We start from the raw sequence: 23,664 nt of genomic DNA, 5'->3' as shown, positions 1-23,664 counted from the left end.
CGACGCCCTCATAAATGTTTCTGACGTCCTCGTTAATATTTATGAGGGCGTCAAAAATATTAATGACGCCTTCATAAATAGATTTCGTGCGAATCAAATATAAAATACATGTGGATTCTTAATCCTTTCTTCAACAAATCGTTCTTCCGTGGTGTTTTATTGCTGTATTAATAAATAAAACACAAATAGTTATGGCTGGAATAATGAAAACTTTATGGGACGAAAGTTCGGAGCTGGAAGACGAAACGCTTACTCCGCATTCAATCTTGTCGGACGATTATACATCTCCGTCCGATGATGAAAAAGGGCTGGACGATGTGATCGACGACCAGAAAGAAGATGATGAAATCATCGATGAAACATTGAAGGTATCGGATAAAAAATGATCTTTTGGCAGTCAGCCCGTTTTTCTCTATGTTTTATAGCATTCTTTAATAGTATAAGGTAGGAAATTATTTTCTTACCTTATATACATATTGAAAATAAATCCCTACTTTTGTGCTCTAAAACATTAAAACAAACCCAACGAAGATGGCTGCAACAAAACGTATTAAGCGTGCATTGGTATCGGTATACCATAAAGATGGATTAGACGAAATTTTAAAGAAACTCCACCGCGAAGGTGTTAGTTTTGTGTCAACAGGTGGTACTCAGAAGTTTATAGAAGATTTGGGACTCCCGTGTGACGCTGTAGAGGACCTGACAGGTTATCCCTCTATCCTGGGTGGACGTGTGAAGACTCTTCACCCGAAAGTGTTTGGCGGTATATTGAACCGTCGTGATAATGAAGGCGATCAGGCTCAGATTGCCCAATACGAAATTCCTGAAATAGACTTGGTAATTGTCGATCTGTACCCGTTCGAGGAAACAGTTGCTTCCGGTGCGGAAGAACAGGCAATTATCGAAAAGATAGATATAGGCGGTATTTCACTTATCCGTGCCGCTGCGAAAAATTTCAAAGATGTCGTGATCGTTGCATCCAAGGCTCAGTATCAGCCGTTGATGCAGTTGCTGAATGAGAAAGGCGCTGAGACTTCTATCGAAGACCGTAAATGGTTTGCGAAAGAAGCATTCGCTGTTTCGTCCGGCTACGACTCTGCGATCTTTAACTACTTCGATGGCTGCGAAGGCTCGCACTTCCGCGCTACGGTAGACGCTCCGATGCACCTGCGTTACGGTGAAAATCCGCACCAGGCTGCTAAGTTCTATGGCAAGTTCAACGATATGTTTGAACAGGTTCACGGTAAGGAAATCTCTTACAACAACCTGCTTGACGTCGATGCTGCCGTTAATTTGATTGATGAGTTTGACGAACTGACGTTTGCCATTCTGAAACATAATAATGCCTGTGGTATCGCATCCCGCGGTAACGTGGTGGACGCATGGAAGGCGGCTCTTGCCGGCGACCCTGTATCTGCTTTCGGTGGAATCCTGATCACGAACACGACTGTCAACAAGGAAGTGGCAGAAGAAATCAACCAGATTTTCTTCGAAGTGATCATCGCCCCGGCTTACGATGCCGATGCCCTGGAAGTACTGAAACAAAAGAAAAATCGTATCATATTGGTCCGCAAGGAATGCAAGACCTGCCCGATGCAGTTCCGTTCGCTGTTGAACGGTGTGTTAGTGCAGCAGAAAGACCTTAGCATTCAGAGTGAAGCCGATCTGGAGCCGATGACGGAAAAGAAACCGACCGCTCCGGAAGTGGAAGACCTGTTGTTTGCCAACAAGATTGTGAAGAACAGCAAGTCTAACGCTATTACGCTGGTAAAGAACAAACAACTTTGCGCAAGCGGTATCGGACAGACTTCACGTGTGGATTCCTTGAAGCAGGCCATTGAGAAGGCAACTTCATTCAATTTTGATCTGAAGGGCGCTGTTATGGCTTCGGATGCGTTTTTCCCGTTTGCCGACTGTGTGGAGATTGCCGATAAGGCCGGTATCACTGCCGTTATCCAGCCGGGAGGTTCTATTAACGACAAGCTGTCCGTTGATTATTGCAACGAACATGGCTTGGCTATGGTGAAGACGGGTGTCCGTCACTTTAAACATTAAATAATTATTCAATATGGCAATGTGCCAATGTGCCGATTGAGGTACTATTATTGGCACATTGCACATTGGCACATTGGTAAATTGACACATTATTAAAATGGGATTATTTTCTTTCACACAAGAATTGGCAATGGACCTGGGGACTGCCAATACCATTATTACCTGTAATGATAAGATGGTAGTGGACGAGCCTTCGGTGATCGCTCTGGATGCTCGTTCGGAAAAGGTGTTAGCGGTAGGAAGCCAGGCACGCGCAATGTACGAAAAGACCAATCCGAATATCCGTACGGTCCGTCCGCTTCGCGAAGGTGTCATTGCTGATTTCTATGCTGCCGAGCAGATGATGCGCGGACTGATAAAGATGGCAAGCGGACGTAAACGCTGGTTTGCTCCTTCACTTCGTATGGTGATCGGCATTCCGTCGGGAAGTACGGAAGTCGAAATCCGTGCTGTACGTGACTCTGCCGAACATGCGGGCGGCCGTGAAGTCTATATGGTATTTGAACCGATGGCTGCTGCTATCGGGGTTGGAATGGATGTGTTGGCTCCCGAAGGGAATATGATTGTCGATATAGGCGGCGGTACGACCGAGATTGCTGTGATCTCATTAGGCGGTATCGTTTCCAACAAGTCTATCAAGATGGCAGGCGATGACTTGACTAATGATATTGTCGAATACATGCGCCGTCAGCACAATATACGTGTCAGCGAACGTATGGCTGAGCGTATCAAGATCAATGTCGGTTCTGCTTTGAGCATTCTGGAAGATGCACCGGAAGACTTTGAAGTCTGCGGTCCGAACCAGATGACGGCTCTTCCGATGAAAGTGCCCGTTTCCTATCAGGAGATTGCACATTGCCTGGACAAATCGATTTCCAAGATCGAAGCAGCCGTGTTGAGCGCGCTTGAACAGACACCTCCCGAATTGTATGCCGATATCGTGAAGAACGGTATTTATCTGGCAGGTGGCGGTGCTTTACTGCGTGGTATCGACAAACGTTTGCGCGATAAGATGGGCATCGAGTTCCATGTGGCAGACGATCCTCTGCATGCTGTTGCAAGAGGAACGGGGATTGCCTTGAAGAATATCGACAAGTTTAATTTCCTTATCCGGTAAATAATATGCCAATATGTCAATGTGCCAATATGCCAATAGAGCTTAGCCCGTGGGCATATTAGTCCATTGGCATATTGCACATTAGTCTATTGGCACATTATTTATTATGCGTAAACTCCTGGATTTTTTAGTCAGAAAGAGGCATTGGTTCTTATTCATATTGCTCGAGGTTGTGTCGTTGATGCTGGTTTATCAGAATAATGCGTATCAACGGAACATCATGTTCAGCTCTGCGAATGTAATAACCGGGCATATTGCTTCTGTTTCCGGCTATGTCAGTTCTTACTTGAATTTAAGGGAGATAAACCGGGAGTTGTTGGAGCGTAACGGGGAGCTTGAAATGGAGTTGCTCGAATTGCAGGACCAACTGGATATGATGCGTGCCGATACGGTGACATTTTCCGGATTTGCCCCTGATTCGACCGAGCATTTTCCGTATAGTTTCGTGATGGCGAATGTTGTGAACAACAGTGTTACGCATTTGTCTAATTATATTACGGTTAACAGGGGACGCAAAGATGGCGTCGAACCCGATATGGGTGTCGTTTCGGAACGGGGTGTGGTCGGGATTGTTTCGACTGTTTCCGATCATTTTGCCGTAGTTATCCCTTTGTTGAATCCTAAATTCAGGTTGAGCTGCAAGGTGTTGGGAAGCAGCTATTTCGGAACTTTGAGCTGGAACGGGCGTAATGCACGGTTTGCCAACCTCGACGAATTGCCCCGTCATGTGGAATTTGAGAAAGGAGATACGATTGTAACAAGCGGTTATTCTGCTGTTTTTCCTGCCGGGATAATTGTCGGCAAAGTGGTGGATTTCGAGAAGCAGCATGATGATAACTTCTATTCGCTTGAAGTGGAGTTGGCAACTGATTTCCAGGCTTTGAACAATGTGCGCATTATAAAGAACTACCGTCAGGCGGAGCAAAAAAATATAGAGCAGGAGGCAAAAAGGAATGATTAACAATATACTACGGGGTTTCTTTTATTTCGTGGTGTTGGTGTTGATACAGGTGTTAGTCCTGAACAACATCCATTTCCTGCGTGTGGCGACACCATTCCTGTACCTTTATTTTATACTGAAAATGCCGGTGGGGACATCGCGGACGAATGTGGTGTTTTTCTCATTCCTGATCGGGCTGGTTATCGATATTTTCTCCAATACACCGGGGATGCATGCGGCAGCTTGTACGTTCGCCGGCTTTATCCGTGAGCCATTGATCCGCTTGTTTATGGGGAAAGATCTGCCAGAAGGAATTTATCCTTCTTATAAGACATTCGGATATGGCGGTTTTTTCCGCTACACACTCTTGTTTGTAGTGATTCATCATGTGACGTTGTTCCTGATCGAGTCGCTGACGTTTTTCGACCCGTTGTTCCTGGCGCTTCGTATCGGGGCGAGTGTGGTAACGACGATTTTATTGATTTGTACGATAGAAGCATTTAATATAGAGTCCCAGAAAAGTGGAGAATAACGTGAAGTATGCACTTGAGAACAGGCGCTATGTGATTGGCGGCGCCGTTGTTCTGCTGGTTCTCATCTTTATCATCCGTCTGTTCTTCCTGCAAGTAGTGAACAACGATTATAAAGCATGGGCTGATAGTAATGCGTTTCTGAAAAAGACTTTAAACCTTCCCGGGGTATCATCTATGACCGTAACGGGAAACTGCTGGTCTACAACCAGCCTTCCTATGAAGTCATGCTGATTATGCGCGAGATACAGCCGTTCGACACGCTTGACTTCTGCAATATCCTCAGTATCACAAAAGAACAGTTTGAAAAGCGTATAGCCGATATCAAGAACCGGAGGATTAATCCGGGTTATTCTTCTTATGTGCCGCAGGTGTTTATGAATCACCTCTCCGCACAGGAATGTGGCGTTTTACAGGAGAAGCTGTATAAATTTCCAGGCTTTTATATCCAGAACCGGACAGTCCGGGAATATGAGTATCCGTATGGAGCCCATTTGTTAGGGAATATCGGGGAGGTGAATCGTGGGGATATAGAGAAAGATCCTTATTATGTGCAGGGGGATAACTCCGGACGTCAGGGGTGGAACAGTCCTATGAAAAGGTCTTGCGGGGCGTTAAGGGTGTTGAGATTCTGCTACGGGATGCACATGGACGTATAAAAGGACGGTATGAAGAGGGACGGCACGATGTGGCTCCCGTTTCCGGAAAGAACCTGACTCTTTCCATCGATATGGAACTGCAGGCATTGGGTGAGAAACTGATGCGTAATAAAAGAGGCAGTATTGTCATGATCGAGCCTGAGACAGGCGAAGTCCTGTGTATGGTTTCTTCTCCGACCTACGATCCCAGTTTATTGGTTGGGCGTCAGCGGGGAAAGAACCATGTGATGCTGGCAAAGAATTCGGATACGCCTTTGCTGAACCGTGCCATTATGGGGAAATACCTCCGGGATCGACTTTCAAACCGACTCAGGCACTCACTTTCCTGCAGGAAGGAGTGATTACGACAGAGACGCTGTACACTTGTGCACATGGATATACAGGTTCCAGAAACGGCAAACCGGCTTGTCACGGTCATGCCTCTCCTTTGAATGTGACGTATGCGCTGGCAACTTCCTGTAACTCCTTTTTCTGTTGGGGCTTGCGTGATATGATCGATAGTCGGAAACGTTATCCGAATGTAGAAGAGGCTTTTGAAGTCTGGAAGGACTATCTGGTTTCGATGGGATACGGATACCAGTTAGGCGTGGACTTACCAAGTGAGAAAAGAGGCTTTATTCCGAATAGCAAGTATTATGATAAGTATTACAGCCGTTGGAGTTCCAGTACGATCATCTCGATCGCAATCGGGCAAGGAGAAGTCTTGGCAACTCCTTTGCAGATCTGCAACCTGGCGGCGACCATTGCCAACCGGGGCTATTTTGTCACTCCGCATGTCGTGAAGGAAATACAGGATATGCCCTTGGATACGCTTTATACTAATAAACGGCATACGATGGTAGAACGTAGAAACTACGAGATCGTGGCCGAAGGCATGCGGAATGCTGTTTTAGGCGGGACTTGTACGCGTGCAGCCATTCCGGGTATTGAAGTTTGCGGTAAGACCGGTACGGCTGAGAACCCGCATGGGAAAGACCATTCGGCCTTTATCGGGTTTGCTCCTTACCAGAATCCGAAAGTAGCTATCTGCGTCTATGTGGAAAACGGCGGGTTCGGCGCTACTTACGGTGTGCCGATCGGCAAGCTGATGATGGAGAAGTATCTGAAGGGTGAGATATCAGAAGAAAATAAACTGCTGGAAGAGACGATGTCGAATGCAGTAGTATCACCAAATGTTTTATCTTTACCGAATCGTGAATTATAGAAGGAAGACTGAAATATGGAAGACAGTAGACTGGTGGACGATCCTGCTGTATGTGATTCTGATCGTGGCCGGTTGGTTCAGCATCTGTGGCGCCAGCTATGAGTTCGACAACGTGGGGTTGTTCGATCCGTCGGGCCGCCCCGGCTCCCAGTTGATCTGGATGGGGCTGTCGTTCGGGCTGATCTTTGTGATATTGATGTTGGAGAGCGAGTTCTATGATGTGTTTGCTTATCTGATATATGCGGCTATCATTGTCTTGCTGATCGCGACAATCTTTCTGGCTCCCAATATAAAAGGCTCCCATTCATGGCTCGTTTTAGGGCCTATCCGGTTGCAGCCGGCGGAGTTTGCCAAGTTTGCGACGGCGCTTGCAGTAGCCAAAGTGATGAATACGTATGGCTTCAAGTTGACTACGCCCAAAAACTTTATCCTGGTGTTGACACTGATCTTCCTGCCGATGGTTTGTATTTTGTTACAGCAAGAAACCGGTTCGGCACTGGTTTATCTGGCTTTCTTTCTTATGTTGTACAGGGAGGGAATGTCCGGGTATATTCTTTTGGCGGGAGTTTGCGCGGTTATTTTCTTTGTGACCAGTATGAAATTCTCGGATGTAACGGTCGGTGCGACGGCGTTGGGCGAATTACTTGTTTCTTCTATGATCCTGCTGATTACGGTTATCCTGGTGCAGGTGGAGAGAAAAGATACCCGTGCCGTGCAGATTATGTTGGCTGCGACGGCGGTTGCTTTTCTGGGAGGATATGTTGTATCTTTCTTTGTGCCGGTCGATTATTCCTGGATATCGATGGGGCTGGTCTTACTGATTGCCTGCTACCTGATTTTCCTGTCTGTCCGCAACTGGGTCTGGCATTATGTGCTGATTGCCGTTTTTGCGTTAGGATCGTTGGCTTTCATGTATTCTGTGGACTATGTGTTTACGGATATATTGGAGCCTCATCAGCAGGTGCGTATCAAGGTCTCGTTGGGTTTGGAGGATGATCCGAGTGGTGCCGGTTATAATGTAAACCAGTCGAAGATCGCAATCGGTTCGGGGGGACTTTCCGGAAAAGGTTTCCTGAACGGTACGCAGACTAAGTTGAAATATGTGCCGGAACAGGATACCGACTTTATCTTTTGTACGGTGGGAGAGGAACAGGGATTTGTCGGCGCTTCCATCGTCTTGTTGCTGTTTGCCATTCTGATCCTGCGCCTGATCGCATTGGCCGAGCGGCAGAGTTCCACGTTTAACCGGGTGTACGGATATAGTGTCGCCTCTATTTTCTTTTTCCATTTGGTGATTAATATAGGCATGGTGACAGGACTTACGCCTGTAATCGGCATTCCGCTTCCGTTTTTCAGTTACGGCGGCTCCTCCCTCTGGGGATTTACTATTCTTCTCTTTATCTTCCTTCGCCTGGATGCTTCCCGTCGGGAACGGTAATACTACTTGGACGGACTGACAGAGAACCCGATTTCCTGTATGCCTTTCAGGGCATCGTCGCGCATTCCCTGGCGGAAGCTGAAGGTATATTGTCCCGCATGCGGGAATTTATATTGCGTATGGATGGGGAAACTGCTTTGATATAAAGAGATACCATGTCCGTACCATTTGCCGAACTCATCGGCAAGCACACATTCGATCGTATCGCGGCGGAGCGGACCGATCGGTTGTTCTTCGTTACAGAAAATCCATAAGTTCTGATAGGGATACAGATTGTTATTCCTTACTTTCAGCGTCAGATCGTAAGGTACGGATATATCTTCCACCTCGAAGGTGAAATAATATTCCTTGTCCTTTTCCCACGTGGTCTTGTCGATTGCCTGGTATTGGTCGTACAAGGCTTCGTTCTCGCAGGAAAAGAACAGGGAACAAATCAATGCGGCAATGATTCCTTTAAGCTTCTGGCTTCGTATCCGGCTTGCTTTCCGGTTTAGTTTCCGGTTTTGCAGCAGGCTTAGCTTGTTGCTGAGGTTTGTCATTATTCGGTTGCTTATCGTTGTTTACTCGATTAGGACGCTGTCTGTTACGGTTGTTCTCGCGATTGTTATCCCGGTTTTCCCGATTATTCTCGCGATTGCCGCGTTCCTTGTTGTTATCCCGGGGTTCCCGATTTTCGCGTGGTTCCCGGTTTTCGCGGTTCCCGTTACGATTCCCGCTTCTACTGTTGCGGTTTCCGCTTTTGTTTTCGCCGCCGTTGTTGCTGTTAGCCTTTTCTCCGTTGGACGGTTTGTTATTTCCTTCGTTACCGGCTGTTGCATCTTTCGGTTGGTTATCCCTATTGCCGTTAGCTTCCTTGTTTCCGTTTCCGTTCCGTTTCTTTTTCTTCTTTTTCAGGGAAGAGTCGAAGCGGGTGACACTATCCTGTCCCAGAATATCCTGCGCATCGCGTTTAGGCGGTTGCGGTTTGGTGTCGGCTTCGAGCGTAACGGGTTTCGTCCCTTTTTTGTTCATATTGATCACATCGAAAGCACGGTCGGCAGAGATGGTAACCAGGTTGGCAGCAAATGACTTGTCCGTAGAATAGGTGATTTCCCGTTTGAAGATATCTGTTTTGAAATGATAATAGTTATTGTCTTTCGTTTCCAGCACCACTTCACGGGAAGGCAGGCGTTTCTGAGCTTCCACATAGGCATCCACTTCGTAGTTGATACAGCATTTCAGCTTGGCGCATTGTCCGGCCAGCTTCTGCGGGTTCATGGAGATGTCCTGATAGCGTGCAGCGCCGGTAGCGACTGAAACAAAGCTTGTCATCCAGCTGGAACAGCACAACTCGCGTCCGCAAGGTCCGATACCGCCAATACGTCCGGCTTCCTGGCGGGCACCGATCTGCTTCATTTCGATACGCACCCGGAATGCTTCGGCCAGTACTTTGATCAGCTGGCGGAAGTCCACACGCTCGTCGGCAATGTAATAGAAGATCGCCTTATTGCCGTCTCCCTGGTATTCCACGTCACCGATTTTCATGTTCAGCCCGAGGTCGGCGGCAATCTGCCGGGAACGGATCATAGTTGCATGTTCCTTAGCCTTTGCCTCCTCGTATTTCTCAATGTCGGTCGGTTTGGCTTTGCGATAGACTTTCTTGGGCTCGTTTCCTTCGCCGGTGCGAACATTGTTCTTTCTCATCTGGAGAAGAACCAGTTTTCCGGTCAGTGTGACGGTCCCGATGTCGTGTCCGGGACTGGCTTCGACTGCGACTATATCTCCTTTTTCCAGAGGAATTTTAGAACTGTTGAGATAATACCCTTTGCGGGTATTTTTGAACTGGACTTCTACATAATCGGTTGCGTTTGCCGCATCGGGCACATCGCAAAGCCAATCGTAGGTGTTCAGTTTATTATTTTGTATTTTGCTGCATCCTTTTTTACCCATGCAGCAACTTCCTGTATTTAATTTGAAATCCATTTGTCTGGTATATATAATGTTTATTGCGCGTACAATTACGCAAAAATAGTCAAAATATTTGGTTTGTAGCAAATGATGCATGAATTATAAAGAGAAAGGGCAAAACAGAGTACTCCGTTTTGCCCTTTCCGATATCATTATCAGCTCTGATTTTAGTCGACCAGACCGTGACTTTTGAATACTTTATGAATAGCTTCCAATGCGTAATCAAGCTGCTCTTTTGTATGAGTTGCCATCAGCGAGAAGCGGATCAACGTATCTTCCGAAGCAACCGCCGGTGCAACAACCGGGTTTACGAAGACTCCGGCTTCAAACAATTCCTTAACAATGAGGAATGTCAAGTCGTTGTCACGAATGAACAGCGGGATGATCGGAGTCGATGTATGTCCGATTTCACAACCCATGTTACGGAAACCTTCCAATGCATAGTGGGTCAGATCCCACAAGTGCTGGATGCGTTCCGGTTCGCTCAACATGATATCCAGCGCGGCATCTGCGGCAGCAGTAGCGGCAGGCGTATTACTTGCACTGAAGATATAAGAACGGGAGTGGTGGCGGAGGTAGTTGATGATCGATTCGTCGGCAGCAATGAATCCGCCGATAGAAGCGAACGATTTACTGAATGTACCCATGATCAGGTCGACATCGTTTGTCACGCCGAAATGGTTACAGGTTCCGCGGCCGTGATCTCCGAAAACACCTAATCCGTGTGCTTCGTCAACCATGACGCTTGCATTGTATTTTTTTGCTAATTCAACGATTCCCGGTAGGTTGGCAACATCTCCTTCCATACTGAACACGCCGTCGGTGACAATCAGTTTCACCTTGTCCGGCTCGCATTTCTGGAGTTGCTTTTCCAGCGAATCCATATCGTTGTGCTTAAACTTCAGCTTAGTGGAGAATGAAAGACGGTGTCCTTCAATGATAGATGCGTGGTCCAGTTCATCCCAAAGAATGTAGTCTTCACGTCCTGTCAGACAGGAAACAACACCTAAATTCACTTGAAATCCTGTAGAATACACAATTGCGTCTTCTTTTCCGACAAATTCCGCCAGACGTTTTTCCAACTGAATGTGCAAATCCAGCGTTCCGTTCAGGAAGCGTGAACCGGCACAACCCGTACCATATTTCTTAATGGCATCAATTGCCGCCTCTTTTACTTTTGGATGATTCGTCAAGCCTAAGTAGGCATTGGAACCAAACATCAGAACCTTTTTACCGCTGATCATTACTTCTGTATCCTGATCACTTTCAATCATTCTGAAGTATGGGTAAATTCCTGCGGCCATAGCTCGCTGAGGTGCATCGTACTTTGATAGTTTCTCTTGTAAAAGTTTCATATTATAATTAACAGAGAATGATTTTCTCGCTACGTTGTTACTCTAAAAGATCTCAGGTTTACCGCCTACATAAATATCTATGTTTCGGCAAATCCAGCTGCAAAAGTAGTAAAAAAATAACTTATAGTAGCCGAAATGCTTTAAAAGTTTTACAAAAGCATTATTTTTGTCCTTTCAAAATAAGTAACAACAAGGATGGAGGGACAATCAATCAGTATACAGGCCATAATAAACCCGATTTCGGGTGTCGGTTCGAAGAGAAAGATTCCGAAAATGATCGAACGTGCGTTCGCGAGGGAGAATTGTTCTGTGGAAATCTCTTTTACCGAATATCCCGGTCACGCCAGCGAACTGACGCGGCAGGCTATCGATAAAGGCGTTAATTGCGTGATTGCTGTCGGGGGCGACGGGACTGTAAATGAGATTGCCCGTGCCATGATCCATTCGGACGCCGTGTTGGGAATTATCCCGAAAGGTTCGGGAAACGGCTTGGCACGCGAATTGCATATTCCAATGGATGTGCGCCGTGCGATCGACCTGATCAGAAAAGGACATATTTCGACAATCGACTGTTGCAAGGCAAACGGACGTATCTTTTTCTGTACCTGCGGAGTCGGATTCGACGCGGCGGTCAGCCAGAAGTTTGCCGGTGAGAAACGCCGCGGTTCGCTTACTTATATAAAGAATACGGTAGAAGAATACCTGAGCTACCAGCCCGAACCTTACGAACTGCAGATCGACAGCCAGACAGTCAAGGAAAAGGCTTTCCTGGTTGCTTGCGGCAATGCTTCCCAATACGGGAATAATGCCTTTATCGCTCCCCACGCCAACATACAGGACGGAAAGATGGATATCACCATCCTTTCTCCTTTTGGTCCGCTGGACATTGCTCCGCTGGCCATTCAACTGTTTACCAAACAGATCGACCGTAACAGCAAAATCAAGACATTCACGGGAAAAGAGGTGACGATTATCCGCCAGAAACCGGGAGTCATGCACCTCGACGGCGAGCCGATCATGGCGGACAGCCGTATTGAAATCTCAATTCTTCCCAAATCATTGAACGTATTGACGCCCGAAACTGTTTCATTTACGGCAGAGGTACAGAATTTGTTTGGCGAAGTAACCCGTTTCTTCGATAAGAAACTCCCTTACATCTTTAGATAAAAATCTTTGGTCAGCTGGATGTATTCGTCCGTGTATTGATGCCTTGCAATTTCGATGGTCAGCCGGCCGGTCAGCATGGGCGATGCAGATGGTTCGGCCGTCAGCTCGATCAGGATGCGTTTCGGTTGTGCGCCGGGTACGGGGATAACTGAAATTTCCTTTGAAGGAAAAAGATTTTCCTTTCGGATGCACTCCGTGAGGTACTCTTTCCGGTCGTAAGGCAGGATGAGGGCCAGGCGTCCTCCGGGGGCAAGCAGTGCGCGGCTGTCGTGCAGCAACTTATCCAAAGGAAGGGTGTCCGTATGGCGGGCCATGCTGCGTTGTCCGTCCGGACATTTCAGCGAATCGGCGAAATAAGGGGGATTGGAAACGATCAGATCATATTTGCGGGTGGCTACGGATGCAAAATCTGCCAGTGCGGAATGGATGACATGTATCCGTCCGGCAAAGGGAGAGGCTTCCACATTTTCCTCTGCCTGCAAACAGGCTTCGGCATCTATGTCGATTGCGTCGATATCAGCCTTGCTGCGTTGTGCCAGCATCAGGGCGATCAGTCCGGTTCCCGTACCGATATCCAAGATACGGTTGCACCCCTCGGTGCCTGCCCATGCGCCGAGCAAAACACCGTCGGTTCCTACCTTCATCGCGCACTTATCGTGGCGGATGGTAAACTGTTTGAATTGAAAATAGGGGTTCGGCATGTTTTTATATTTCAACTTTCAACTGCAAAAGTAGTCGGTTTGAGTTAAAAATAGTAACTTTGGCACGTTTATTGTACAAAATAGAACTGCGGGCGATAAGAATATTCCGCAACTATGATAAAGAATATATGAAGAGAGATAAAATGACGATGTTTGCCGAGGAGTCTTACAACGATCTGGATGATAACATAGGTATTGTAATGCCTATCCTGACGGAATGTGATGTTGATGAAGACTTTACTGAGGGAGTAGAAAAAGTAGGGGAAGAATTGCCAATCCTTCCGCTTCGGAATATGGTATTGTTTCCTGGCGTAGCATGCCGGTTATGATCGGACGCCCTAAATCTATGCGCCTTATTAAGGAGGCTGTCCATAAGAAAAAACTGATAGGTGTTGTTTGCCAGAAGGATATGAATACGGAAGATCCGGGAATAGATGACCTGTATCCGACCGGAGTAGTTGCCGATATCGTCCGCGTGCTGGAAATGCCGGACGGGACGACGACTGTAATCCTGCAAGGTAAAAAACGGTTCGAACTGCAAGAACTCTCTGCTACCGATCCTTATCTGATCGGGAAAATCAAGTTGCAGGAAGACGTTATGCCGGATAAATCCGACCGAGAATTTGAAGCGCTTATTTCAACAATCAAAGACTTGACAATCAAGATGCTCGGAGCTGTTTCCGAACCTCCGCGCGATTTGATCTTTTCAATAAAGAATAATAAGAATGTCCTTTACCTGATTAATTTCTCCTGTAGCAATATCCCCAGCGGATCGGCAGAAAAACAGGAATTGCTGTTGATCGGTAATCTGAAGGATCGGGCGTACCGCCTTTTGTTCATCCTGAACCGCGAATATCAGTTGGTGGAATTGAAAAACTCCATCCAGATGAAAACGCACGAGGACATCAACCAGCAACAAAAGGAATACTTCCTCCAGCAGCAGATCAAGACGATCCAGGAAGAACTGGGCGGCAATATCAACGAACTGGAGATAAAGGAACTGCGCGAGAAGGCGGCAAAAAAGAAATGGTCGCCTGTCGTAGCCGAAGCTTTCGAGAAAGAGGTGCGCAAACTGGAACGCCTGCATCCGCAATCGCCGGATTTCTCTATACAGACACAATATGTACAGACAATTATCAACCTGCCCTGGAACGAGTTCAGCAAGGATAACTTCAATCTGGCTCATGCCCAGAAGGTGTTGGACCGCGATCATTACGGACTGGAGAAGGTGAAGGAACGTATTATCGAACACTTAGCTGTGTTGAAGCTGAAGGGAGATATGAAATCGCCCATTATCTGCCTGTATGGCCCTCCGGGAGTCGGTAAGACTTCGCTCGGAAAATCCATTGCGGAAGCATTGCACCGCAAGTATGTCCGGGTTTCATTGGGCGGCCTGCACGATGAGGCGGAGATACGCGGCCACCGTCGTACCTATATCGGTGCGATGTCGGGACGTATCATCCAGAACCTGCAAAAAGCCGGAACATCCAATCCTGTCTTTATCCTTGACGAGATCGATAAGGTGACGAACGACTTTAAGGGTGACCCTGCCTCTGCTTTGCTCGAGGTGTTGGACCCGGAACAGAACAGCGCATTCCACGATAACTATTTAGATATAGACTACGACCTGAGCAAGGTTATGTTTATCGCGACCGCCAATAATCTGAATACGATTTCCCAGCCGTTGCTGGATCGTATGGAACTGATTGAGGTGAGCGGTTATATCATGGAGGAAAAAGTCGAGATTGCAGCCCGCCACCTTGTTCCGAAACAGTTAGAGATTCACGGCTTGCCGAAGGGTAAAGTGAAGTTCCCGAAAAAGACCTTACAGGCTATAATCGAATCTTATACCCGCGAAAGCGGTGTGCGCGAGTTGGATAAGAAGATTGCCAAGATCATGCGTAAGCTGGCCCGCAAGCTGGCGGGAGACGAGTCGCTCCCGGCACATATCCGTCCGGAAGATTTGCATGAATATTTAGGGGCTGTCGAATACACTCGCGATAAATACCAGGGCAATGATTATGCCGGTGTAGTGACCGGTCTTGCCTGGACGGCTGTCGGTGGCGAGATCCTGTTCGTTGAATCCAGCTTGAGCAAGGGAAAGGGCTCGAAGCTCACTTTGACAGGTAATTTAGGAGATGTGATGAAAGAATCTGCCATGTTGGCACTCGAGTATATTCATTCGCATGCCGGACTGTTCGATATCAACGAAGAAATGTTTGAAAATTGGAATGTCCATGTCCACGTGCCCGAAGGAGCTATTCCGAAAGACGGTCCGAGCGCCGGTATTACGATGGTCACTTCGTTGGTGTCTGCCTTTACGCAACGTAAAGTACGTAGTAACCTGGCTATGACCGGCGAGATCACGTTGCGTGGCAAGGTGCTTCCGGTAGGCGGTATCAAGGAAAAGATTCTGGCTGCCAAACGTGCAGGTATCAAAGAACTGATCCTCTGTAAGGAAAACCAAAAGGATATCGACGAGATCAAGCCCGATTACCTGAAAGGCCTGACTTTCCACTATGTGGAAGACATCCGTCAGGTGGTTGACCTGGCTTTGCTGAAAGAGAAGGTGGCGAATCCGCTGTTCTGATAAATCGTAGGATTTTATTTAGAAAGCCCTGTAAAGGAGATATCTTTGTTGATATTCTTTTACAGGGCTTTTTCATAGGATTACTTCATATTTGTCAATAATTGAATTTCCGGTCATGGGGGACCGGAATAACGATTTGGCAGAAAGGGAACTTTATTTGTATAGTCCTTCCCGTGACAACAGTTGATCCAGGTTGGCAACGCCCAATGTTACGATCGCCATCACCGTAGCAGCCTGTTCCTGGTATTCCGGGATGCTCTTGCTGTAGGTGTCGCGTTCGGTATGCCAGATCTCGCCGTAGCTGAAGTTATAGCCTTTGATATCCTGTTCATTGAAGTCGATGGTGGGGACTGCTTCTATTGCAAAGATGGAAGCATCCGTGCCTCCCGGTTGTGTCGGCTTGGTGAAAGGGCCGGCTTCTTTTACTTCGAACGGATAGTCGGGACGGATTTTCTTGATAGGTTCGCAAATCTTGACGAAATCTTTATACATGGCCTTCGGCACGTCGATACCAACCGGAGGTGTCGGGCCGCCGTCGCGGTTGAAGAGGTTGGAGATTTTGTCTAACTTATCTTTATTCGCTTTCACCCAGGCTGTGGAACCGAGCAGGCCGAATTCTTCACCGGCAAAGGCGCAGAACAGCATCGTCCGTTTAGGCTTTGCGCCGGATTTCATAATCATACGGCAGCTTCCATAACCGGGGTCACACCGGAACCGCAATCGACACCGCCTGTCGCTACGTCGAATGCATCCAGATGGCCGCTTGCCATGACATATTCGTTCGGATATTTAGTGCCTTTGATCTTTCCGATCACATTATGATATTTCACCGGTCCCATCCGGAAATGGTTGCGGATGTCGAATTCGAGGAAGAAAGTACGGCGTTCCTTGACCATCTGCTTGATGGTGGCATACTGATGTTCGTCGAGCTTGATGTCACAAACAGTCGGCAGGTTGTCGAACGTGAAAGTCGGATCGTGCATGACTGCTTTATCGTAGAGCGCACGCAGCGGAACCGATGCCGATTGGATAAAGCCTAATGCGCCGGCTTCGCACATCTCTTTGTAAAACAATGCCGGAACATCTTCTTTCATGGGAAGGAGCGGGGTGTTCGTGTTGTTGCGCCAGTTGTCTTCCATGATCTGACGGTTCTTTTTGGCAACCTCGTTATTCTCGGCAATGATGGCGGCACGAATGGAATCGCCCTTGGCGGAACGGTCGACAGGCCAGCCGACGTTCTTGCCGTTAATCAAGACCCATGCACCTTTGAGTTGCCCTTTTATACGGTCGAACTCGCTTTGGGTAAGCGGTTCCTGCAAGACGTGTCCGCGCTGTACGCCTTTGGTTCCGGCTGTATAGGAGGGAGTGACGAAATGCAGTTCCATTCCGTTTTCGCCTAAAAGCTTGCCGAACCAGGGGCCGCGATTGAAGCCCACCGGCAGCGTACCGGCTTCCTGCAGTTCGACTTCCAATCCCCATTCTTTGAATTTCGAGGCGACCCAGTCAACGGCATTGTCATAGGCGTTCGAACCGATCACACGTCCTCCGATGCGGTTGGTCAGTACGTCCAGATGGTCCATCACCTGATTATCTGTTTGTCCGATTTCAATGATTTTGTTGACGGCCGCTTCCTGTGCCGGAACAGAATTGACAGCCATGCATGCCATAGCCGCCCAAATAAGTAACGCTCTTTTCATCTTTGTGTGTTTTTATAGTGATGCAAATTAAGAGATAAAAAGCACGTGTTCCAAATAGATTTCAGGGAAATATCATATAAACGTAACAGGTTCATATAGAAATAACAGAAATAAATAAGTATCTTTGTAAACAAAATATCGGGCAAGTGAAGTTGTTTCGCAATTCTATATTGAAGTACCTGTTGGTAGTGCTCTTTATCAGTTACTACGCAGGAGGTATTGCCTTCACTCACGTCCATCATTTCCCTACCTATACGATTATTCACTCGCATCCGTACCTGCCCGGCCAGGACGGCCAGCCTTTGCATGAGCATAGTTCGGCTGCGTTTGAAACGATCAATCTGCTGAACGATATTATATTGGAAGAGACGCCGGTCCTTGCGTTCAGCATTGCGTGGGTGCTTCTTGCAACATTTCTACTACAAAACATTTATAACTCTGTTTTCCGGATTATCCGCCACAGAAACCTGCGTGCCCCTCCTGTATTCATATAATAAAAAGGTATAGAGAAGAAGATTTATAATCAAACGCAATAATTACTTACATTATATGAAACGAATATTTTTACTGTTGCTCCCGGCAATGGTATTTTGTTCCTGTCATTCAAACCGGCAGGACGATGAGGCGGCTATTGCCGTGACATTAAAAGGAGATACGATACAGATCGGTGCGAACTCGCCGATCCTGTCCCGCCTGAAAACAGAAAAGGTGACGAGCGAACCCTATAGTATGGAGTTTAGTACATCCGGTGTGGTGAAAGCTATTCCGGCGAACTATGCGGAGATTGCTTCGCCGTTTGCCGGGCGTATCAGCAAGTCTTTTGTCCGCCTGGGGCAGAAGGTCGTGCCGGGCAGCCTATATTTGAGATCAGTTCCCCGACATTCTTTGAAACGGGAAAAGACTATTACCAGGCCAAGCAGGAAATGGAACTGGCGTTAAAGAGCCTGAAGCGTGAAAAAGACCTGCTGCAAAATAAAGTCGGCGTCCAGAAAGAGCTGGAGGAGGCCGAAGTGAATTACGAACTGAAAAAGAAAGACTACGAAAATGCGGAAGCCGCCCTGAAGGTGTTCCAGATCAATCCCGACGAATTAGTGTTAGGACAGCCGCTTGTGGTCCGTTCGCCGATAGCCGGCGAGGTGGTCAAGGATAACATCGTCATCGGACAGTATATGAAAGAAGATGCCGACCCGGTTGCGGTGATTGCCGACCTGAATAAAGTATGGGTCGTTGCTCACGTGAAGGAAAAGGATATGCGGCTGGTGCAGGCGCTCAACGATGTGGAGATACGCCTGGTCGGAGCGCCGGAGCGGCCGTTTACGGGGAAGATCTATCATATCAGTGAGATGCTGGACGAAGACACCCGTTCGGTGGAAGTGCTGATCGAATGCGATAACAGTGAGCGGCTGATGAACCGGCCATGTATGGCATGGTTAAGCTGAGCGACAAGGCGGCCGAAGTGGTCCGTATCCCGACTTCCGCAATCTTGCAGGAGGAAGATGCCAACTACGTGCTGGCGGCATTGGGCGGTAATAACTACCGGAAACAGAAGGTCGAGACTGGCGTCAGCAAGGATGAGAAGACGGTTATCCTGTCCGGATTGGTTCCCGGCGACGAGATTGTGACTGCCGGAGCTTTTTACTTAATAGACGTACGGTAAGGCGCTATGAAAAGGATCATTTATCTGGCGATACATCGGCGAGGCCTGATGTTCGTCCTGTTCCTGTTTTTGGCGGTTGTCGGTTATTATTCGTGGACAAAGTTAGCGATAGACGCCTATCCTGATATTGCCGATACGACGGTGCAGGTCGTCACCCAAGTGCCGGGCCTGGCAGCCGAGGAGATAGAACAGCAGATTAGTATCCCGATTGAACGTGCCATGAACGGGATGCCGGGATTGAATGTAATGCGTAGTAAGAATACGTTCGGCCTCTCGACCGTCGTATTGGTTTTCGATGACGGGATAGAGGACTACTGGGCGCGCCAGCGTGTGCAGGAGCGTCTGGTCGATGTGGAACTGCCATACGACGCTGTGCCGGGGCTGAATCCGTTGACCTCGCCGACGGGCGAGATTTTCCGTTATGTGCTGGAAAGCGACCGCCTGGATCGCCGCGAGTTGACAGACTTGCATAAGTGGGTGATTATTCCGCGCCTGAAACAGGTGACCGGTGTTGCTGATGTCAGCAACTATGGCGGCATTACAACCCAGTATCAGATCGAAGTGGACCCGCACAAGCTGGATCAATACGATGTCACGTTAGGCGATATCACCGAGAAGATCGAAAAGAACAATGTGAATGCGGGCGGCAGTATGCTGAGCGGGGTAACTTGAGTTATGTGATCCGTGGAATCGGACTGGTAAAGGACCTGGATGATCTGGGGCGGATCGTGATTAAGACGGTGAACGGCGTGCCGGTCTACCTGAACGACCTTGGACGCCTGAAATATGGAAACTTAGAGCGTAAAGGTGTGTTAGGTTTTATGGATGGTACGCTCGATATTTCCGACGGTGTGGAAGGTATTGTCCAGATGTTGCGCGGCGAGAACCCGTCGCAGGTGCTGGAAGGCGTGCATGCCGCTGTCGAAGAACTGAATAATGAGACGTTGCCCGAAGGAACCCGCATCCATGTGTTTATGGACCGGACGGACTTGGTGAATACGACTTTGCATACTGTCTCGCATACGCTTTTCGAAGGGATGGTGCTGGTTGTGCTGGTGCTGATCCTCTTCTTAGGAAACTGGCGCGGGGCGTTGCTGGTGGCTTTGACTATTCCGTTGTCCCTGTTGATCGCTTTTATCCTGATGCATCTGACCAATATTCCGGCGAACCTGTTGTCGTTAGGAGCGATTGACTTCGGTATCTTAGTGGACGGGGCGATCGTGATGATGGAAACAGTGCTGAAGAAGCGCGAACGGCATCCGGACGAAGTGTTGACGGAGGATTCGATCCTGCGCCGCACCACGGAAGTGGCACGGCCGATCTTCTTCTCCACCTTGATTATTATCACGGCTTATCTTCCGCTTTTCGCCTTTGAACATATCGAGCGGAAGCTGTTTACACCGATGGCCTATACGGTCGGATATGCGTTGTTAGGCGCTTTATGTGTAGCTCTGTTGCTGATTCCGGGACTGGCTTTCTATGCCTACCGCAAACCGCGTAAACAGTATCATAACCGTTGGTTAGAAAAGCTGTCGGAAATCTATAACAGGCAGATTACGGCTTTAATGGAAAAGCCGAAGCAGGTGTTGTTGCCGTTGGCCCTGATCCTGGTCGGTGCCGGTATTCTGAGTTATACCGTCGGGAAAGACTTCCTGCCGCCGTTGGACGAAGGGGCGATCTGGGTACAGGTGCAGCTGCCTCCGGGAATCTCGATCGAGAAATCGAAGGAGATGGGTGCCGAGTTGCGCAAGACGCTGAAGCAGTTTGAAGAGGTGTCGTATGTTATGACGCAGGTAGGCCGTGACGACGAGGGGGCGGAAGCGTTCTCCCTGTCGCATATAGAAGTCGGTGTCGGTCTGAAACCCTACAGCACCTGGAAGTATGGAAAGACAAAGGCGGACCTGATCGAGGAAATGTCTGAAAAGCTCTCTACCATGCCGGGCTACTCTGTCGGTTTCTCACAGCCGATCATCGACATGGTGATGGACCAGATTGCCGGTGCGCACAGTGACCTGGCGCTGAAAATCTATGGAGACGACATAGTCGAGACGCGCCATATCGCCGATAAGGTGGCCAATGTCCTGAAGGCGATCCCCGGAGCGGCCGATGTGGCTGTGGACCAGGAACCGCCTCTTCCGCAGCTCCAGATTATTGCTGACCGCGAACGTATTGCGCAGTATGGACTGAACGTCTCGGATGTGGCAGACCTGATCGAACTGGCGATCGGTGGGAAGGCAATCTCACAGATATTTGTCGGCAGTAAGAGCTACGATGTGATCTGCCGCTTCGACGACGCCAGCCGTAACTCTCCCGAACGGATCGGAAACCTGTTGCTGACGACGGATGCCGGAACGAAGATCCCGCTTTCGCAGGTGGCCGCTATCAAGATGACGACCGGTGCGAGCACGATTACCCGCGAGATGAACAAGCGTCACCTGACCGTCCGCGTCAACCTGCGTGGCGTCGACCTGACGGCTTTCCTGAATAAGGCGAACAAGATAATCGATCGGGATGTGAAGTACGATCACGAACAGGTGCATCTGAAATGGGCCGGACAGTTCGAGAACCAGCATCGTGCCTATAACCGTCTGGCGGCTGTCGTGCCGTTGGCGTTGGGGATCATGCTGTTGCTTTTGTTTGCCGCCTGCGGCAAGTTCCGGCAGGCTGCCCTGATGATGTGTGTGGTTCCGCTGGCGCTGTTTGGCGGTATGCTGGCGCTGAATGTGCGGGGTATGACGCTGAATGTGTCGTCCGCAGTCGGCTTCATCGCCCTGATCGGTGTCGCGATCCAGAACGGGGTGATTATGATCTCGCATATCAATAACCTGCGTACCCGCGGACGCGATTTCAAGGAATCGGTTATTACCGGGACGAAGCACCGTTTCCGCCCGATCCTGATGACGGCGACGGTTGCCGTGCTCGGTTTGCTTCCGGCATCCCTCAGTACCGGTATCGGTTCGGATGTGCAGCGTCCGCTGGCAACGGTGATCGTGTATGGTTTGCTGTTTGCGACAATCATCACCCTGTATGTGCTTCCGGCTCTCTATTATATGGTAGAAAAACATTACCTCGACAAAGAACCCCTCCGCGAAGTGGATAAAAGCATCGGTAGCGGGGAGTCGTTGTTATGAGTTCATCGTCTATGAAGCGATAAGTTCATCGTCTATGAAATAATAAGTTCATCGTCGACGGCGATGTGATAACATCCGATGCCCGGAGCAAAGACTGCTCTTTTCTTTTTTGCTATTGTTGAATATTAAAGAATAAACAGACAAATGAAACTATACATATCTATCGCCTGCCTGTGTGCAACACTGACAGCCTCAGCCCAGCAAATTATCCCTCTTTCCTATCGCCAGTATATGGAAAAGGTGGCGGAAGGGAATCTGGAATATGCTGCCGAACGGCTCAACGTGAATGTCGCTGAAGCGGAGGTGACGGCAGCCAAAGTGTTTAATGATCCTAATCTGGCCGTCTCTTATTATAATAACGAGAATAATAACCTCAGATGGGAGAAGGGGTGGAAGTCGAACTGAGCAAGACCTCAGTTTTGGCAAGCGTGGTGCGGGGATCGCCCTTGCCCGTAGCGAAAGCGAACTGACGAAGGCATTGCTTGCCGACTATTTCCGTAACCTGCGTGCTGAAGCGACCGTTTCCTATTTAGAAGCCTTGAAGCAATACGAACTGTACAAGGTAAAAGAGAATGCCTACGAGACGATCCGGCAGCTTGCCGAAAGCGACAGTGTACGCTATCGGTTGGGGAAAATCATGGAGATCGATGCTACACAGAGCCGCTTGGAAGCCGGAATCCTGCATAACGAACTGCTACAGGCCGATGCTGAGTTGCAGAATGCCTTCTCTAATCTGAATCTCCTGACCGGTACGCTTGCCCACGATACCCTGTTCCAGCCGGAAGCCGTCTTGCGTATATCGCCGCGCGAGTTTGTGATGGCCGACCTGCTTTCGAATGCGGTCGAGAACCGAGCCGATCTGGTTGCCGCGCTCAAGAATAAGGAAGTCGCTTCCCGTGCCTTGAAAGTAGCCCGGCGCGACCGGAATACGGATGTGGATCTTTCCATCGCCGTCAGCCGCAATGCCCGGGTGCATAACGAAGAAGCGCCTGCTCCTCCTTTTACCGGGGTGACGGCAGGTGTTGCCATCCCCTTGAAGTTTTCCAATTTCAACAAGGGGACAGTCCGTGCTGCCCGTTTCCGTGAGCAACAGGCCGAGACGCAATACCAGCAGGCTTTATTGCAAGTTCAGACAGAGGTGATGCAGGCCTATCGCAGTTACCAGTCTTTCTCTAAACAGGTGGAGCATTACGAGAATGGTATGCTTAGCCAGGCGCGTGAGGTGATAGACGGGAAAATCTACAGCTACAACCGGGGCGAAGTCTCACTTCTGGAAGTACTGGACGCACAACGGACGTATGACGACGTGCAAGCCCAATACATCGAAACGTTGTTTAACCACAGCACCGCTTTGGTTGAGTTGGAGAAGAGCGCCGGGGTTTGGGATGTAGAACTATAGAGGCGGCTTGGGTGCTTCGCTTTGATCAATATGGATGACCTTTCGTGCTTCCGAAGTCGTAAACAAGAAGTTGAAGC

General features: G+C 48.6%; 12 protein-coding genes and 6 pseudogenes. 13 read left to right on the top strand and 5 right to left on the bottom strand.

The window, feature by feature from the left end:
- Positions 1-191: 191 nt before the first annotated feature.
- From DW083_RS02735 to rodA, 7 genes and pseudogenes are all read left to right on the top strand, one after another.
- Positions 192-386 (top strand): hypothetical protein, encoded by a 195-nt coding sequence (locus DW083_RS02735; protein WP_115499888.1) that lies wholly within the window; start codon positions 192-194, stop codon positions 384-386.
- A gap of 145 nt (positions 387-531) precedes the next feature.
- On the top strand, positions 532-2,055 hold the full coding sequence (gene purH / locus DW083_RS02730; RefSeq protein WP_122331336.1) for a bifunctional phosphoribosylaminoimidazolecarboxamide formyltransferase/IMP cyclohydrolase: 1,524 nt from the start codon (positions 532-534) through the stop codon (positions 2,053-2,055).
- A gap of 97 nt (positions 2,056-2,152) precedes the next feature.
- Positions 2,153-3,172 (top strand): rod shape-determining protein, encoded by a 1,020-nt coding sequence (locus tag DW083_RS02725; protein WP_115499886.1) that lies wholly within the window; start codon positions 2,153-2,155, stop codon positions 3,170-3,172.
- Between the two features lie 106 nt (positions 3,173-3,278).
- Positions 3,279-4,133: a rod shape-determining protein MreC gene (gene mreC / locus DW083_RS02720; protein ID WP_115499885.1), complete on the top strand. Its 855-nt coding sequence runs from the start codon at positions 3,279-3,281 to the stop codon at positions 4,131-4,133.
- On the top strand, positions 4,126-4,644 hold the full coding sequence (gene mreD / locus DW083_RS02715; protein ID WP_115499884.1) for a rod shape-determining protein MreD: 519 nt from the start codon (positions 4,126-4,128) through the stop codon (positions 4,642-4,644). The genes mreC and mreD overlap by 8 nt, the downstream gene beginning before the upstream one ends.
- Positions 4,634-6,505 (top strand): annotated as a pseudogene (mrdA, locus tag DW083_RS02710) (penicillin-binding protein 2). Before mreD ends, mrdA begins: the two are co-directional and overlap by 11 nt.
- Positions 6,474-7,943 carry a rod shape-determining protein RodA gene (gene rodA / locus DW083_RS02705; protein ID WP_199659132.1) on the top strand — a complete coding sequence of 490 codons (1,470 nt, stop codon included), beginning with the start codon at positions 6,474-6,476 and terminating at the stop codon, positions 7,941-7,943. Before mrdA ends, rodA begins: the two are co-directional and overlap by 32 nt.
- A 2-nt stretch (positions 7,944-7,945) precedes the next feature.
- On the opposite strand, the gene gldH is transcribed toward rodA, so the two are convergent.
- The 3 genes from gldH to DW083_RS02690 form a co-directional block, all read right to left on the bottom strand.
- Positions 7,946-8,482, bottom strand: coding sequence for a gliding motility lipoprotein GldH (gldH, locus tag DW083_RS02700; protein WP_122331335.1), 537 nt, complete (start codon positions 8,480-8,482; stop codon positions 7,946-7,948).
- The gene (gene ricT / locus DW083_RS02695; RefSeq protein WP_122331334.1) at positions 8,397-9,905 is read right to left on the bottom strand and encodes a regulatory iron-sulfur-containing complex subunit RicT; all 1,509 of its coding nucleotides are present in this window, start codon (positions 9,903-9,905) and stop codon (positions 8,397-8,399) included. Before ricT ends, gldH begins: the two co-directional genes overlap by 86 nt.
- Positions 9,906-10,057: 152 nt before the next feature.
- Positions 10,058-11,245: an aminotransferase class I/II-fold pyridoxal phosphate-dependent enzyme gene (locus DW083_RS02690; protein WP_115499880.1), complete on the bottom strand. Its 1,188-nt coding sequence runs from the start codon at positions 11,243-11,245 to the stop codon at positions 10,058-10,060.
- Between the two features lie 195 nt (positions 11,246-11,440).
- Here DW083_RS02690 and DW083_RS02685 point away from each other — a divergent pair, with 195 nt between their 5' ends.
- On the top strand, positions 11,441-12,412 hold the full coding sequence (locus DW083_RS02685; RefSeq protein WP_115499879.1) for a diacylglycerol kinase family protein: 972 nt from the start codon (positions 11,441-11,443) through the stop codon (positions 12,410-12,412).
- On the opposite strand, the gene DW083_RS02680 is transcribed toward DW083_RS02685, so the two are convergent.
- Positions 12,397-13,113 carry a tRNA1(Val) (adenine(37)-N6)-methyltransferase gene (locus DW083_RS02680; RefSeq protein ID WP_122331333.1) on the bottom strand — a complete coding sequence of 239 codons (717 nt, stop codon included), beginning with the start codon at positions 13,111-13,113 and terminating at the stop codon, positions 12,397-12,399. The genes DW083_RS02685 and DW083_RS02680 overlap by 16 nt on opposite strands.
- A 149-nt stretch (positions 13,114-13,262) precedes the next feature.
- Here DW083_RS02680 and lon point away from each other — a divergent pair.
- Positions 13,263-15,703, top strand: a pseudogene (gene lon / locus DW083_RS02675) (endopeptidase La).
- Positions 15,704-15,856: 153 nt separating this feature from the next.
- On the opposite strand, the pseudogene DW083_RS02670 reads toward lon, so the two are convergent.
- Positions 15,857-17,400, bottom strand: a pseudogene (locus DW083_RS02670) (M28 family metallopeptidase).
- 146 nt (positions 17,401-17,546) lie between these two features.
- Between DW083_RS02670 and DW083_RS02665 the strand changes: the two are divergent.
- The 4 genes and pseudogenes from DW083_RS02665 (at position 17,547) to DW083_RS02650 (ending at position 23,587) form a co-directional block, all read left to right on the top strand.
- Positions 17,547-17,894 (top strand): hypothetical protein, encoded by a 348-nt coding sequence (locus DW083_RS02665; RefSeq protein WP_115500479.1) that lies wholly within the window; start codon positions 17,547-17,549, stop codon positions 17,892-17,894.
- 55 nt (positions 17,895-17,949) lie between these two features.
- Positions 17,950-19,057, top strand: a pseudogene (locus DW083_RS23530) (efflux RND transporter periplasmic adaptor subunit).
- A 6-nt stretch (positions 19,058-19,063) separates the two neighbouring features.
- A pseudogene (locus tag DW083_RS02655) lies at positions 19,064-22,188 on the top strand (efflux RND transporter permease subunit).
- 144 nt (positions 22,189-22,332) lie between these two features.
- Positions 22,333-23,587, top strand: a pseudogene (locus tag DW083_RS02650) (TolC family protein).
- Positions 23,588-23,664: the final 77 nt, after the last annotated feature.

It is taken from the genome of Parabacteroides sp. AF48-14, assembly GCF_003477465.1.
Classification (GTDB): Bacteria; Bacteroidota; Bacteroidia; order Bacteroidales; family Tannerellaceae; genus Parabacteroides; species Parabacteroides acidifaciens.
Note: the sequence above shows the minus strand (reverse complement) of the source record. Positions and strands in the feature narration are given on the sequence as shown.